Here is a 15,705-nt window from a genome sequence, read left to right as displayed (position 1 = left end):
ACAAAAGCGTATGGAACAGACGTAATAGCTTGGTAAATTAATAGACACGGGTCTGTTTTACCCAAGAAGCCCTCACTTCAAATGGTTTTCATTAAGTGGTGGAGTAGTTCACATGATCTTCGGTATGTTCTTTTTTGTCACAAGTGTTATTGTGACATTCCTTGTTATTTTGACAAGAGCTTATCGAAGAAATAAAAGATAAAAATTACAGCTTGCTGTATTTTTTTTCAGACTGTTGAAAAAGTACTTTTCATTGAGAAAGGTGCTTTTTTTGTTTATGATTCAAAAGTTATCCACAAAGTTGTGAGAATTTTCCCATAAATCTTATCAATGCTTAATCTATTTTATAAAATAAGGATAAAGGTAGGTGCAAGCCATGAGTTATCAAATCAACAATCCAAAAGATGAGTTTATTATGTCCACAATGGAAGAACTGGTACCAGAAGATCATCTTGTCAGAAAAATTATTAAGTATGTCAAATTTGATTTTATACGAGCGTTAACAAAACCCTATTATAGTGACTTAGGCAGACCTGGATATGATCCAGTTATCCTCTTTAAAATTGCCATCTTAAAATCGCTTTTTGGTATACCAAGTATTAGACGCACGTGTGAAGAAATCAAAGTCAACATCGCATATCGTTATTTTTTAGGTATCCCCTTTAGCGAAAGCACACCAGACCATTCAACATATTCAAAAGCCTACACGACAAGATTCTACAAGACTGATGTTTATGAAAAGGTGTTTGAAAACATTATTGAGCAAGTCATCAAAGCAAAGCTCCTTGATACAACCTATGTGTTTATGGACAGCACGCATGTGAAGGCATCCGCGAATAAGCGTCAGTATGTGAGCACCTATGTGGAGGCAGAAAAAAGTATATTTGAGGCAGAAATGCTCACATACATCAACGAGATCAGAGAGGAAAACGATGAAAAGCCACTGCCACCCACAAAAGATAATCATAAAGAAAAGAAGAAAAAAGAAAGCAAGACAGACAAAGACTCTGGATGGCTTAGTAAGGGTGAGAAAGAACACACCTTCGCCTACAATGCACATACAGTCTGTGATCATCATGGCTTTATCTTAAAACAAATGACAAAGCCTTCTAACGTCCATGACTCTCAGATGTTTACACCACTATTTGAACACATCACAGAGCGTTATGAATCGATTGAAGCTATGGGTTTAGATGCCGGATACAAAACGGGTCCGATTATCAAAAGGATCGCAGATGAACAGATCTTACCACTTCTTCCCTATAAAAGAACGAACGCAAAAAAAGGAACCTTTGGTAACAGCGGCTTTATCTATGATGAAGAAGAAAACAGTTATACTTGTCCGAATTATGAGACATTATACTATCAAAAAACAACAAGACAAGGTTATAAGGAATATCATAGTGATGAAGACACATGTAAATCCTGTCCATTAAAGAAATCCTGTTTAAGTGCAAAAGCAACATATAAGGTCTTAAGAGTATCTATCTACAAGCCATACTTTGAATTCGCTGAAGAGATTAAGAATTCACCTTATGGCAAAGAAAAATATGCACTTAGGAAAGAAACCATAGAAAGGGATTTTGGTGACTTCAAGGAACGACATGGTGGAAGATATACACATTATCGAGGACTTAAAAAGGTAAGCGATCATATATCGCTCGCTTTTTCATGCATGAACATGAAAAAAATGGCATTAAGATTATCTGAGTTTGAGCCAAAAAAGTCTACCATTTCTTATTTAAATGAGTTATGTTCAAAAATTTCACACTACTTTAATAAAAAAAAGCTGTTTTTGATGATCAGCCATACACTGAAGTTTCAAAACTAGCTTTTTTCAACAGTCTGGATAAAAATTACAGCTTGCTGTATTTTTTTTTTGCTTTGATTTTTTTTGTCTTTAGCGTAAAATAGGATTATGACAAAAACCAAAAGAGGTGTCTTATGAAATCAAGTCATCATTACAATTCCACACGAAATGTTGTTTATGCTAAAAATGGGATGGTCGCAACCTCTCAACCTTTGGCTGCACAAGCTGGATTAGATATTTTAAAACAAGGTGGGAATGCAGTGGATGCTGCTATTGCAGTTGCTGCATGTTTGACCGTTGTTGAGCCAACATCTAATGGTATTGGTGGTGATAATTTTGCTATTGTTTCATTTAAAGGTCAATTATATGGGCTCAATAGCAGTGGATTTGCTCCAAAGGATATTTCTATTCAGAAATTAAAAGATTCTGGATTAACTGAAATACCAAAATTTGGTTTTGTTCCTGTGACTGTTCCGGGTGCTGTTGCTGGATGGGTTGAACTGAGTAAGAAATTTGGAAAACTACCATTACTTGATGTGTTAAAACCTGCAATTTTTTATGCAAGAAATGGTTTTGCAGTTTCACCAACAGTTGCTTATTACTGGAAATCAGCAAATCAAATATACCAAAAACATTTAAAAGGTGAAATGTATAAGTCATGGTTCGATACTTTTACTAAAGATTTACATGTCCCTGAAGCTGGAGATTTTTGGCATCTTAAAGATCATGCAAATACATTAGAAGAAATTGGTAAGACAGCGGGAAAATCTTTTTATCAAGGAAATCTAGCAAACCAAATCGATGCTTATTCTAAAAAGTATGGTGGGTATCTCAAAAAATCGGACTTAATGGCATTCCAACCAGAATGGGTTACCCCTGTTTCGATCAATTATAAAGGTTATGATATTTGGGAATTGCCACCTAATGGACAAGGTATTGTTGCACTCGAAGCATTAAATATCGTTGAAAACTTTAAGATTGAAGCGAAGAAAAAAGTGAATACTTATCATCAACAAATCGAATCATTAAAACTTGCATTTGCGGATGGTCTAGCATATATCAGCGATTCATCATCAATGAAAACATCAGTAGATACACTCATATCCAAATCTTATGCAAAACTAAGATTTAAAGAAATTGAAGATCAGGCAAAAGTTTATACAGAAGGTAAACCATCAAGTAGTGGTACAGTTTATCTTGCTACTGCTGATTGTGACGGTAACATGGTATCTATGATTCAAAGTAACTACATGGGATTTGGTTCTGGTTTAGTCGTTCCAAATACTGGGATAGCACTTCATAATAGAGGACATAACTTTTCACTAGATAAAAATAGTGATAATGTCTTAGCTGGCGGTAAGAGACCATTCCATACGATTATTCCTGGATTTATTTCAAAAGATAATACTCACTTAGGACCATTTGGTGTCATGGGTGGCTTTATGCAGCCTCAAGGACATATGCAAGTTATTATGAATATGATTGACTTCAAATTAGATCCTCAACAAGCATTAGATGCTCCAAGATGGCAATGGACTGAGGGTAAAAAAATACTAGTAGAGCCTGATTTACCAAAACGAATTATTAAAGGATTAATGGATAAAGGACATGATATTCAAATAGAACAAAATTCAGGTTCCTTCGGTAGAGGTCAAATTATTATTAAAAACACCAAAAATGGTGTCTATTGTGGTGGTACAGAAAAGCGAGCAGATGGTAGTATTGCATCTTATTGATTGTTAACAAAAAAGACTTCAGTTGAATTTGAAGTCTTAATTTTTACACTTTAATAGGCTTTGCTTTCTTTTTGAGTCTCATCAATCTAAAAGGTAGTACAAACAAACTTAAAACGAGAAAAACAGGGAATAGAATCATTGTAAAAATTGGAATTAAAATTTCATTTAAAATATTACTTCCCTTAACATGCTTAAATGTCAATGTTTCTTTTAGTAAACCGATCGCAATCCCCATTGAGTTTGTCATTGTAATGACTTCACAAACTGATAAAATTGCTTTTGCCTTATAAACACCATATCTTTCCTCTATTTTATTGTAATAGACTGGATCTATATTTTCTTTTTGATATGCATAATCTTTTGCAAATAATACAGCTAAACTTTCTTCTTTAGGTACATTTTCTAGATCTCCAGCTAATAAAGCCTTGATTTCATCATCTGTCATTCCTGACTTTAATGCCAATTTTGTATGAACATAAGAGCATAAAACACACCCATTTACCTCAGTTACTGCGAGCATGATTCTCTCTTTTAACTTAAAATTCATAACCTTCTTCTTTTTTAATGATTTTAAAGTTAAAAATCCTAGTGCTGCACGAAACACAATAGGTATGTGTTCGATTAAACTATATTTTCTTTTTTCGTATTTACTCATCTTAACACCTCGAAATCCATTATATCATTGATCAAAGATCATAGCCATCTTGATACCTTTAAAAACAAATAAAAACACATTGTTTGAATGTGTTTTATTTAGTAATTGGAAAAATTCAACTAGATGAGTTTTTTATACAACATTTTTACACCATGGAATGCATCTACTTCCTCATAATTGTGCTCTAAATACATATTCATTGTTCCATGATAATGACGTTCCTTATCCATGGTTCTTTCTGATGGAAATGCAATCATACCTTGATATCCTTCATGTTTAAAGTAATCAATCGCATGCGCCAAAAGTTTTCTAGCAACACCTTGATTTCTATAATCTGGATGAATGACATAGCAAATTGTTGAAGCAATCTTCTTATCTTTAATAAAATCCTTTAATTCTTCTTCAAGTCTTTTATAGTATTTAACGTCATTTGCATTAACCCAACCTATACATTTTTCATCTTCAAATGCTAAAAAACCAGTCATCATTCCTTCATAGATATTTCTAATTGCTGAAAGTTTATTATCATCTCCAGTTCTCTTAATCCATGCTTCTGTTGTACCTTCTGATTGAAAAAAATGGCAATAACAACTCTTCCAATGTGGCTCATGATCAAAACTTAAACCATCAAAAAAACTTGTATATGTATCTATCAACTCAGGTGTTAATTTTTTTATCCGAAACATAATATTCTCCCTGTCTTAAATTTTATATTTTTATTATATCGCTTTCCATCTTTAAAATCCAATGTATCCCTTTTATTAGATTGAAAATAAACTTTATATCCTGTATAATACTTGTGTATGAAGGAGGCTATTTTATGTACCAACTCATTGATCAATTTATAGATAAAATCATTACTGAATCAACACCAGAACGTCCAATATGGAATATCGAGTCCATTAAAGCTGGCAAGAAACCTCATTGGAATTATATTGATGGTTGTATGATGACATCATTACTTGAACTTTATCAAGAAACACAAGAACAAAAATACCTTGATTTTGTTATCAACTTTGTAGATTATTATGTCTTTGATGATGGCACAATTAGAGGTTATAACATCGAAAGCTACAATGTTGACGATATATGTGAAAGTCGAGTCTTATTTGATTTATTCCGATATACAAAACAAGAAAAGTATGCAAAAGCTATTGAATTCACATATACACATATTAAGAATCAACCAAGAACCAAAGATGGAAACTTTTGGCATAAAAAAATATATCCTAATCAAGTTTGGTTAGATGGGTTATTTATGGCTCAACCATTTTATGCTAGATATGAGACCGAACTCAATCAAAAAGAAAATTATATTGATATTATCAATCAGTTCAAAAATGTTTCTCAACTAATGTTTAACAGAGAAAAAGAGTTATATTATCATGGGTATGATTCAACTAAAAAAATATTTTGGGCTAATCCAGAAACTGGTTTATCTAAAAACTTTTGGTTACGTGCGATGGGATGGTTTTTCGTAGCAATTGTAGATGTTGTAGATTATATGGATGATGAAGATTCAAAAACTAACTTTTTTAGTCCACTGCTAAGAGATAGCATCAATGGCATTTTAAAATATCAAGATGAAACATCTAAAATGTTTTATCAAGTTGTTGATCAACAAGATCGTAAAGGTAATTATTTAGAAACGAGTGGTAGTGCTTTAATGAGTTATGCAATTCTAAAAGGTGTTCGCTTAGGATTGTTAGAAAATAGTTATAAGCAAATCGGTATTGATATCTTTAATGGCATCTGTGAAAAATACTTAACAGAAAAAGATGGTGATTTAAATCTAGGTGGCATTGTTTTAGTATCAGGATTAGGTCCTGAAAATAATTTAAGACGTGATGGTTCATTCGAATATTATATTTCTGAACCAATTGTTGAAAATGATGCAAAAGGTGTTGGACCATTAATTATGGCATACACTGAATTAAAAAGGATAACTAAAAAAACATAATCTACATTAAGCATTTCCTATTTATTATAGGAGATGTTTTTTTAAAAACCATATTGACAAACATTGTCATCTATTATATAATGTATAGTAGTAAACAATGAATAGGAGATTAATTATGGTTGGTGTCTATTTGTCAGCTATTGTATTGCTATTGAGTATTGTTCTACTGTTTAGTTCAAAACATACTCAAAAAACTTTTTTAATTGTATCAGCATTATGCATTTTAATATACAAACTCATTGAGTATACTCAGTATGGTTTATTACTACAGCCTTATAAGATTCCACTTGAATACTCAACAATGGCTTACTTTATTTATTCAATTACAATCATATTTAATTTTAGCAAAATGAAGACATTGGCAGCTTTTGCATCGTTTATATCCGGATTTGGATATTTGATTTCATTTATGTTTCTAGCACCTGAATTTATTTTTAATAATGGGATTTTTTTAACATTTTTCGCTTTTATAAATCATAGTATTCTATTTATAGGTAGTCTTCTTTTAATGTCTGAACATCACTATACTAAGTATGACAATAAACTCATCCTAAATTACACGCTTTTTTATGTGGTTTATGTTGTAATTATTAACCATATTATTGAATTCCCACAATCATATATTTTTATACGACTCTTACTCGGAGGAAATTTATTAAACTACTTGTATCCTTCAATCTCATACACAAGTTACGATTATTTATTATATTTCATATTGTTATTAATTATATATAGATTTGCTTTACACCTATTTAACTATATTAACCACCTCATATTTTTCTTAAGAAAGGATAATAGACATGAATATACAATTTAAAAAAGGTGTTCTGGATCTTTTTGTTCTAGCCATGCTTAAAAAATGTGATCAGTATGGATATGATATTTCAGAAAGCATCAGTGAGAAAATACAGATTTCATCAGGTACCATATACCCAATATTAAGGAAACTAAAAGATGATGGATATTTAACAACATATTTATCAGAGGAATCAAATGGACCCGTAAGAAAATATTACCAGTTAACAAAACTAGGTGAAAAACAATACGAGAAACTAAAGATTGAATGGTTAGAATTGATTAAGATAACACAATATTTTTTGGAGGATTGAAAATGAACAAACAAGAATTTATGACTCAACTAGAAAGCGGTTTAAAAAAACATCAAATCAAGGATATTGAAGACATTTTGAGTGATTATAGAATGCACTTTGACCACCAAATCGAAAACGGAAAATCAGAGGCTGATATTTCTCAATCTCTAGGTGATGTGGGAAGCATTATCAATGACTACTCAAAAATATCAACAAAAAGAAGTTTGAAGTGGTTTGATATGGTAACTGTTGGTTTTGTAGCAATTCCAATGTTAATCATGTTATATGGTTTGCTAATTTCACTATTTGGTGCAACTGTGTCTTCATGGGGAATAGCAGTCTATTATTTATTTAGACTTTCAACGTTTGGCTTTATGCCCCACATACCCTTTGGTGTACATTTTATATATGTTTTCTCAAGCTTTGCCATTTCTATTATGTTTTTTTGTTTATCTATTTATTTAATTGCATTAATTCGTTCTATGACACAACAATACCTCGTTAAACAAACCATAAGAATAGGACATTACCATGTAAAAAAACAATATCAATTGATATTGAAATATAGTTTTTGGGTAATGGTTATTAGCTTTGTATTTAGTTATATCGTCTCTGCATTGATTGCTAAAAGCTTAGAGTATTGGCACGTATGGGAATGGTTTAGTTAGTATTAATGACTTTAATAGCAACCAATAAACAGATAAAAAAAGTAGACCTTCTAAATGATAAGGTCTATTTTTTGTTAAGTAACTAAAAGTATTGCATACTATTTTTATCTGTGTGTTCCGAAAAAGAAAATCGCAATCGTACCTGGTCCTGAATGGGCACCAATAATTGGGCCAATCGTATTATAAATAATTTCTTTAGGTTGAAATTGTTTTTGAATTTTATCACCAACAATTTTCGCCTCATCAAGACAATCACCATGTGAAATAAATACGGTTTGATCTTTTAAGCTATCAACACGGTCATTCATTAGTTCAACCATGGACTCTATAGCAAATTGTCTACCTCTCGCTTTTTTGAGTGGGACGAGTTTACCATCGTTATTGACATGTAAAATCGGTTTAACGCGAAGTAATGTGCCTAAAAAGGCTTGTGTATCACTTAAACGACCACCACGTTTTAAAGTACCTAGATCGTCAACAGTAAATAAGTGACAAAGGTTTAACTTAGTTTCTTCTGCCCATTTAGCAATTTCATCAATTGATTTGCCTGCTTTTTTTAATTCCCATGCTTTATGAATGAGTAAACCTTGACCCATTGATGCGCATAGTGAATCGACAATAACAATTTTTTGATCAGGATATTGTTCTATAAGTTCTTTAGCAGCAACCACAGATGATTGATAGGTTCCACTAAGCGCTGAAGAAAACGCGATATATAAAATATCTTTACCCTCTTTTAGAAACCCTTCAAAAAATGTTAGAAAAGCTCCCACATTAATTAATGATGTTTTTGCTACTTTTTTGTTTCTTAATTTTTCATAAAAATCTTTGATTGATAATTCTCTTTCATCAGGATAATGAAAATAAGATTTTCCTTCTAATTCAACGGATAAAGGAATAATCTGTAATTCCATTTCTTTAACGAGTTGATTTGGTAAATCAGAGCATGAATCAGTAACCATAACCATTTCTTTCATTTGACAAACCTCCAATGTTTAAATTATTGATTATTTTAAATTAGGATCTTTATTAATCCTATTATACAATGTTTACAAATATATAAAAATAAAAACCACGATTTTACATGTTGTAGATATCGTGGTTTCTTAATTTTAAATTAAACGTGCCTTTAAAATCCCTTTAATTTGACTGATTTGACTGAGAAGATCATTCGATAGATGTGTTTTTAAGTCAATAATTGCAGCTCCATATGATTGGTTTTTTTCATCATAACAACTGATTACATTCTCTTTATCTAAAATTTCATGCATATGATCACAAAGCTTAATTGATGCATCATAAAGTATTGATAGTCGATAATCAGATACTTTCTGTCCAGCGTTAATTGTAGGATAGTTTACAGAATTGATGATATTACCGTTTTCAATATAGTCAACGATTTGCTTTGATGCCATAAATGCGCAATTATCTTCTGCTTCTTCGGTTGAAGCTCCTAGATGAGGGATTGCTAAGACACCTTCCATATTTGCTGTTTTATAATTTGGAAAATCAGTAACATATTGTCCAACTTTTTTCGATTGAAGAGCTTGATTCATGTCATCATCATTGACTAAACCATCTCTTGCAAAGTTAAGAATAACGACACCATCTTTCATCTTGTTCATAACATCTTTATTAATGATATGTTTCGTATCAGGCAATAAAGGTATATTGATACTGATATAATCACACTTATCTAAAAATGCATCCATTGTCCTAAACAGTTTCATATTTTTAGGTAATGTCTTTTTTTCATACTCTTCATAATTTAGAGTTGTTGTCGCATAGACATTCATGCCAAGACTTGAACAAACTTCAGAAAGCGATGCTCCAATCGCGCCTAAACCAATAATCCCAATCGATTTATTTAAGATTTCAGTTCCAGCAAATTGTGATTTAGCTTTTTCAATTGATTTAGCGATTTGCTCATCATGTTTGTTTTCATCAATCCAACGCATACCTTGATATATATTTCTTGCACTGAGTAACATTCCGGCAACAATGAGTTCAACGACTGCATTTGAATTTGCTCCTGGAGTGTTAAACACAACAACACCTTGTTGCGCATATTCATTTAATGGAATGTTATTAACACCTGCACCAGCTCTTGCAACAGCAACAACAGAATCAGGTAGTTTCATTTCATGCATACTTGCACTTCTAACTAATATGGCATCTGCATGATCAATTTGTTCTGTAAGTTGGTAAGTTTCAGGTAGCTGACTCAATCCAACTTGTGAAATTTTATTTAAGCAATGGATATTTTTCATACTAACCTACCCTTCATTTCTTTTTTCAAAGTCTTGCATAAAATCAACTAAAGCTTGAACACCTTCGGTTGGCATTGCATTATAAATTGATGCTCTCATACCACCAATTGAACGATGTCCTTTAAGGTTTTCAAATCCTGCAGCTTTACTTTCTTTTAAAAACTGATTGTCAAGTTCTTCACTGGTTGATTTAAAACATACATTCATTAATGATCTTGATTTTTTATCTACAGTTCCATAAAACATTTTACTTTGGTCTAAATAGTCATATAAAATATTGGCTTTCTTAATATTGATTTGTTCAATTGCTTTAAGTCCACCAAGATTAAGTAACCATTTGAAAACTTTACCACATAAATAAATACCATATGTTGGTGGTGTATTATACATAGAACCATTTTCAGCATGAATATCATATCTGAGTAATATCGGTGTTTTCGGATCTATTTCTTTTGAGATTAAGTCTTCTCTAATGATGACAATAACTGTTCCTGCAGGTCCAACGTTTTTTTGAGCTCCTGCAAAAATTAATCCATACTTTGAAACATCGATAGGTTCAGATAAGAAACATGAAGAAGCATCTGATACTAAAACTTTTCCTTTTGTATCAGGTAGTTCATGAAACTTTGTACCGTATATCGTGTTGTTATCACACATGAAAACATAATCTGCATCTTCACTTATTTTTAAGTTTGATAAATCTGGGATATAAGAAAACATTTTATCTTTTGAGGATGCAATCTCATTAACTTTTAAATACTTTTTCGCTTCTTCAGCTGCTTTTTCTGCCCATGCTCCAGTGATGATATAATCAGCAACTCCATTTTTCATTAAGTTCATTGGAACCATCGAAAATTGCATTGTTCCTCCACCTTGAAGGAATAATACTTTATAGTTTTCAGGAATATCTAGTAGTTTTCTTAAATCACTTTCTGCTTCGTCAATGATTTGTTGATACATTTTTGAGCGATGGCTCATCTCCATCACTGACATGCCACTGTTTTGATAATCTAGCATTTCATTAGCTGCATCTTTTAAGACATCCTCTGGTAATATTGCTGGTCCTGCTGAAAAATTGAATACACGTTTCATGATTATAAATCTCCCTTCGTTTCTTGATCTAATCTTCGAATTAATTTGCTTTCTAAATAATATCTTTTTGCAGTTGCATTACCCATTGAAAATGACTTTCTAGGTAATACTTTGCCGCTTAAAATAAACGGAAATAAATCTTTTTCTTCAAGTTTAGGCATTCTTATGCCAATACTTTTTTTGTGTGTGTTACATATTTCAATCAGTTCCTCATCACCATGGATATAGTCGATTGTTACTTCTGGATGTTTGATTAAATAATCGTCTATATATGACTGAATTTGTTCGTATGCAACAGCCGTACTTCTTGGAATAAAAAACGGAACTTTTCCTGACTCTTTGGTATAGATCCAAGTCTCTTCTTCTTTATCTACCGCATGGAACATATCAAGTAAAAAATTATTTTCTACATTGAATAAAACACGATGTATTCCTTCAAAAGATAAACCTTTATCATATATATTAACAACCTCAACGAGTGAATATCTTGCTGGATGATTGATTTGCTCTTCTTCTGTTAAATCTTTTTTTATATCTTCCCAATGCGCTTTTGCTGTTGCTAGACTATGATTGCCATCACCGACTACAAATAACATTGGATCATCTTCATTTTCAATCAGTTGATTAAATTGATTAATGACTTCATCACAATTTTTGATTTGATAACCACGAATGTGCCCCCCTAACATATTTAGGACAAAATCGTAGCGTTTTATGAACTGATCTTTATTTTTATAAAGATTTTCAATAATATTATACTTATGGTCATCCATTAATAGCATAACATGAGAAAGTTCTAAAGGTGCTTGTTTTCTTATTTTTACTCTTGGTGGTATACGTTCAACGATTGTCTTTTCTGTTGTTCTAATTAATGGTTTTGTTCCTTCATGATAATCGTAAGCTTCAAGATCTATTGCCATCATGATTCCTAAGCGAACAGTGTTTAGTGTTGTCGTACGTTCAACGAGCATCATCGACGGTCCAATATCTTCGAATATTTGATCTTTTAAGTATTGATACATCATGTCATTAATTTTTTGGATAGTTTCATCATTCATATCTTCTAAAAAAACTTCAGGTAAAATCATGTTATAAGTAGATGGATCATCTTCTATATAACGTTTTAGTTCTTTCCAATAAGATGGTTGACTTGTGAATTGGTCACAAGCAACTACTGCCCACTTTGATAAATCAATGTTTTTCTTTGGTAGTAAGATGTTAGGCAGATGAATCGCGTTATGCTTTACATTTGACGGCATAAAAATAACTCCTTTTCCTTTTTTAGAGCCTTATTCTTTAAATATTTAAGTTATTTCGCTACGTTTAAGAATACTAGATTTTATACGCATTGATGTTCCTCATTCTTAAATATTTTTATGTCTTAATTCCTGTTTCTACAAAGAAAAAAAACAGTATTAAGCTTTTGTTGTTAGATTAATTTCATTTTAACATGAAAGCGCTTTTATAGCAACCCTGAAACAAGAAAAAACGCGATCATTTCTCGCGTTTTAAATATTTTTTCAAATGCAAATTAACGATTTCTTCTTGTTGTGATATACTCTGCATTATTTCTTTGGTTATAAGCACGCTCAATAAGGTCATTTAGTCTTTGTGTGTTAAAACCATATTCAGTTTGAAGTTCTGGATACAAACTTGGAAATCTGGGAAGCTCTTCCAATGTTCCTACCCAATTCATTAGCCAAGTATGACCATTTTCTTCAGCCCTTTGGTATGGATAAAAAGGTGAAAGATCATAAACACTCTTTTCATCAATGATTGCACCCTGTTCATTTGTCATCATGATTTGATATTGTTCTATTTGTTCAATATACCATTTTGCTTGATCTTCGTTTTCCAATATTTCAATAAGATTGATTTGATCCTGATTTAAATATCGTACTGTCCCTGAATCAATTTCCGCTACAAAAGAAACACTTCCAATAAGTAGGTATTTAGCATAATATTTAGTTCCAGATGTTTTCTCATTAATCAAAATATATTCAGCTATCTCATTTTCTTCATTAACTTCAAGTTCTGCCCAAACATGAGGCAGATAATATGGGGTCAATGTGAAGTTATTAATATTATTAGGAATGTCACTAACATAAAGTATTTCTAAACTTCCTATGTAATCATTACTCAGTAAACCATAACCAATGGGTTGTGATTCGATGATTTCTTCACTTTGATTACATGAACCCAACTGCACACTAAATAATAAGAAAAAGATAACAACAAGAATTTTCTTCATTTTAAGCCTCCGAGGGATATATAATTGTATTATAATCCAAAACTATTAAAAATATACTGTTTTTTAAGTTTTATAAAAAAATAACGCAATCTAGCAGATTACGTTATTGTCCTCTTATGGTCTCATTTCTTCAATGACTTGTTTTAAAACAGATGGACGGTTGGTCATTATACCATCTGCACCATTAAGAATGAGTCTTCTCATTTCATCTTCATCATCGATTGTCCAATAATGAACAGCAATATTATGTTGATGTGCCATCTTAATTAATGATTTAGTAGAAAGACTTAATCCATACTGTCCAGTTGGTAATTGTAATACATTAACTGGATCTCGATAAAAGAAGCTTAAACCTAATAACTGTAAAACATAAAATTTTATGACACTATTTTGCTCTGGTGAAATCATTAAAAATGGATGGGTTGTGTTTTTGTAGCTCAACATGCTTTGAAAAACTTCCTGATGAAATGATGCAAGAACGATTCGACCAAACGTTTCATACTCTTCGTCGAGTGCATCCATTAGCTCAATCACTTTATCTAAGGCCCTTAGACCTATATCTCCATATTGCTTAATTTCTACATTAATTGGGTTATTAGGAAAAGCTTTAATTAAATCTTCAAGTGTCGATACTAAAAACTTTGTTTCATGTCTAGCTTGAACATCATCAGGATAAATAACATCTAGCGGTGTGACCGAGTCCCCCAAATAATTTACATAATAATTAAAAACCCCTGAGACATTAAATCCATTGGATCTAGGAACAACTTCATTATGATATCCAAAATCAATTTCTTGTTCAACTAAATCACTATAATTAGTTTCGATAATCAATGCATTAGTTAATGTTGTTTTACGATCAAGTGTCGTATCGTGAGATAAAATAATCACGCCATCTTTTGTTAAACTGACATCTGTTTCCATCATAACGTTTGGGTCAATATGAAACGCATTATAAAATGCTTCTAGCGTATTATCGGGAAATTCATGATTTCCTCCACCGTGAGCAATCAGTAAAACATCTTGATCACTACTGATTCTAAATGGATTGCTCCCCTCAACATTTTGAGGTCTAGGAAGAAACAAAAGAACAATATAAATCAAAATGAGTCCTAATATAACTTTTTTAGCAATTGATATTTTTCTTAATTTCTTGTCCTTCATAAAAAAGCCCTCCCTATTTTTTTATTATACACAAAATGTGATTTACATATCATTATTTTGATTGAAAAATGTCTTAAAGATGAAATAACACTCATCATTGGTTATAATGAAGTTGAGGTGATTATATGAATCAATTTATTAAAGGAGCATTGGTTGCTAATGCTGCAGCCATGGGTTATAACTGGATTTATAACATGCCATATTTAGAAAAACTATCCAAAGAACAAAGCCTAGTGTTTCAAAAAGCAGACCCTGCACAATACGAGCGTGCTAAAAAATCATACTATGTGTATCCAAAAGCAGAAATTGGTGATGTTTCTGTACAAGGTGAAGTTTTAAAATGGCTTTATATAGCAATGAAAGATAATCCTGAATTAACTGTTGAAGATTATGAAAAATTAGTTTTTAATCAGTTTCAACCCGGAGGGGATTATCAAGGATATATCGAATCGTATGGTAAAAAATTGGTCATTAATAGATTGTCAGAAATATTAAAATTAGATATTAAAAAAGTTGCACAAACAGATGATCAGCTGGTGGGTATTGTACCTTATCTTGTTTGCAAGGAACTTAATCTATCAAATGAAAAAGCAATCGAACTAAAAAATACTTTTACAAACAAGACAGAATATGACGACTTTTTTATCATGTTTGATCATATTATTGAAGCGGTTAAAAACGGATCCCTTAAGGAAGCACTGAAAAAAAATATCAAATATGCACCAAAAGATTATTATGAAAAGCTTGAGAAAGCTATCGAAATCGATGACACCAAAAAGTTTATTATCGATCACGCAGGAACAGATTGCCATATTCCTAAATCAATACCTTTGATTTATCATATACTGTATCATGCAACAGATTTTGAAGATGCTGTTGTCAAAAATGTATTAATTGGTGGAGCAAGTTGTGATAGAGGATTAGTTATTGGAGCCATCTTCTCTCAAGTATCAGAAATACCTGAAGCTTGGATTAAAAAAACAAAATTAAATTTCTAAAAATAATAGA

15 protein-coding genes are annotated in these 15,705 nt (G+C 31.6%); 7 read left to right on the top strand and 8 right to left on the bottom strand.

Features of this window, described 5'->3' with window-relative positions:
• The first annotated feature begins 376 nt into the window (after positions 1-376).
• Together QJ521_RS07140 and QJ521_RS07135 are read left to right on the top strand one after the other, a co-directional pair.
• Entirely contained in the window at positions 377-1,831 is a 1,455-nt protein-coding gene (locus QJ521_RS07140) for an IS1182 family transposase (protein WP_282839766.1), read from the top strand.
• Between the two features lie 113 nt (positions 1,832-1,944).
• Complete coding sequence (locus QJ521_RS07135; RefSeq protein ID WP_282839765.1) at positions 1,945-3,546, top strand: gamma-glutamyltransferase family protein; 1,602 nt, start codon at positions 1,945-1,947, stop codon at positions 3,544-3,546.
• 43 nt (positions 3,547-3,589) lie between these two features.
• On the opposite strand, the gene QJ521_RS07130 is transcribed toward QJ521_RS07135, so the two are convergent.
• Together QJ521_RS07130 and QJ521_RS07125 are read right to left on the bottom strand one after the other, a co-directional pair.
• Positions 3,590-4,201, bottom strand: a complete 612-nt coding sequence (locus QJ521_RS07130; RefSeq protein ID WP_282839764.1) for a carboxymuconolactone decarboxylase family protein — start codon at positions 4,199-4,201, stop codon at positions 3,590-3,592.
• Between the two features lie 119 nt (positions 4,202-4,320).
• A complete protein-coding gene (locus QJ521_RS07125) occupies positions 4,321-4,887 on the bottom strand; it encodes a GNAT family N-acetyltransferase (RefSeq protein ID WP_282839763.1) in 567 nt (188 codons plus the stop codon).
• A gap of 134 nt (positions 4,888-5,021) precedes the next feature.
• Here QJ521_RS07125 and QJ521_RS07120 point away from each other — a divergent pair, with 134 nt between their 5' ends.
• The 4 genes from QJ521_RS07120 (at position 5,022) to QJ521_RS07105 (ending at position 7,920) form a co-directional block, all read left to right on the top strand.
• A complete protein-coding gene (locus tag QJ521_RS07120) occupies positions 5,022-6,161 on the top strand; it encodes a glycoside hydrolase family 88/105 protein (protein ID WP_282839762.1) in 1,140 nt (379 codons plus the stop codon).
• A gap of 115 nt (positions 6,162-6,276) precedes the next feature.
• Positions 6,277-6,978 carry a hypothetical protein gene (locus tag QJ521_RS07115; protein WP_282839760.1) on the top strand — a complete coding sequence of 234 codons (702 nt, stop codon included), beginning with the start codon at positions 6,277-6,279 and terminating at the stop codon, positions 6,976-6,978.
• The gene (locus QJ521_RS07110; RefSeq protein ID WP_282839759.1) at positions 6,962-7,270 is read left to right on the top strand and encodes a PadR family transcriptional regulator; all 309 of its coding nucleotides are present in this window, start codon (positions 6,962-6,964) and stop codon (positions 7,268-7,270) included. The genes QJ521_RS07115 and QJ521_RS07110 overlap by 17 nt, the downstream gene beginning before the upstream one ends.
• Positions 7,271-7,272: 2 nt before the next feature.
• Entirely contained in the window at positions 7,273-7,920 is a 648-nt protein-coding gene (locus QJ521_RS07105) for a DUF1700 domain-containing protein (protein WP_282839758.1), read from the top strand.
• A 104-nt stretch (positions 7,921-8,024) separates the two neighbouring features.
• Here QJ521_RS07105 and QJ521_RS07100 read toward each other — a convergent pair whose 3' ends face one another.
• From QJ521_RS07100 to QJ521_RS07075, 6 genes are all read right to left on the bottom strand, one after another.
• Positions 8,025-8,897, bottom strand: a complete 873-nt coding sequence (locus QJ521_RS07100; protein ID WP_282839757.1) for a DegV family protein — start codon at positions 8,895-8,897, stop codon at positions 8,025-8,027.
• Positions 8,898-9,032: 135 nt separating this feature from the next.
• Positions 9,033-10,190 carry a 3-phosphoglycerate dehydrogenase family protein gene (locus QJ521_RS07095; RefSeq protein WP_282839756.1) on the bottom strand — a complete coding sequence of 386 codons (1,158 nt, stop codon included), beginning with the start codon at positions 10,188-10,190 and terminating at the stop codon, positions 9,033-9,035.
• A 6-nt stretch (positions 10,191-10,196) separates the two neighbouring features.
• A complete protein-coding gene (gene serC / locus QJ521_RS07090) occupies positions 10,197-11,282 on the bottom strand; it encodes a 3-phosphoserine/phosphohydroxythreonine transaminase (RefSeq protein WP_282839755.1) in 1,086 nt (361 codons plus the stop codon).
• 2 nt (positions 11,283-11,284) lie between these two features.
• Positions 11,285-12,541 (bottom strand): DUF1015 domain-containing protein, encoded by a 1,257-nt coding sequence (locus QJ521_RS07085; RefSeq protein ID WP_282839754.1) that lies wholly within the window; start codon positions 12,539-12,541, stop codon positions 11,285-11,287.
• Between the two features lie 272 nt (positions 12,542-12,813).
• Entirely contained in the window at positions 12,814-13,533 is a 720-nt protein-coding gene (locus QJ521_RS07080; protein WP_282839753.1) for a hypothetical protein, read from the bottom strand.
• Positions 13,534-13,647: 114 nt separating this feature from the next.
• The gene (locus tag QJ521_RS07075) at positions 13,648-14,697 is read right to left on the bottom strand and encodes a glycerophosphodiester phosphodiesterase family protein (RefSeq protein ID WP_282839752.1); all 1,050 of its coding nucleotides are present in this window, start codon (positions 14,695-14,697) and stop codon (positions 13,648-13,650) included.
• A 125-nt stretch (positions 14,698-14,822) separates the two neighbouring features.
• Here QJ521_RS07075 and QJ521_RS07070 point away from each other — a divergent pair, with 125 nt between their 5' ends.
• Positions 14,823-15,695, top strand: coding sequence for an ADP-ribosylglycohydrolase family protein (locus QJ521_RS07070; RefSeq protein ID WP_282839751.1), 873 nt, complete (start codon positions 14,823-14,825; stop codon positions 15,693-15,695).
• The last annotated feature ends 10 nt before the right edge of the window (positions 15,696-15,705 follow it).

The organism is Peloplasma aerotolerans (assembly GCF_030012175.1).
GTDB lineage: Bacteria > Bacillota_I > Bacilli_A > Acholeplasmatales > Acholeplasmataceae > Peloplasma > Peloplasma aerotolerans.
This window is presented reverse-complemented; position numbering and strand designations above follow the sequence as displayed.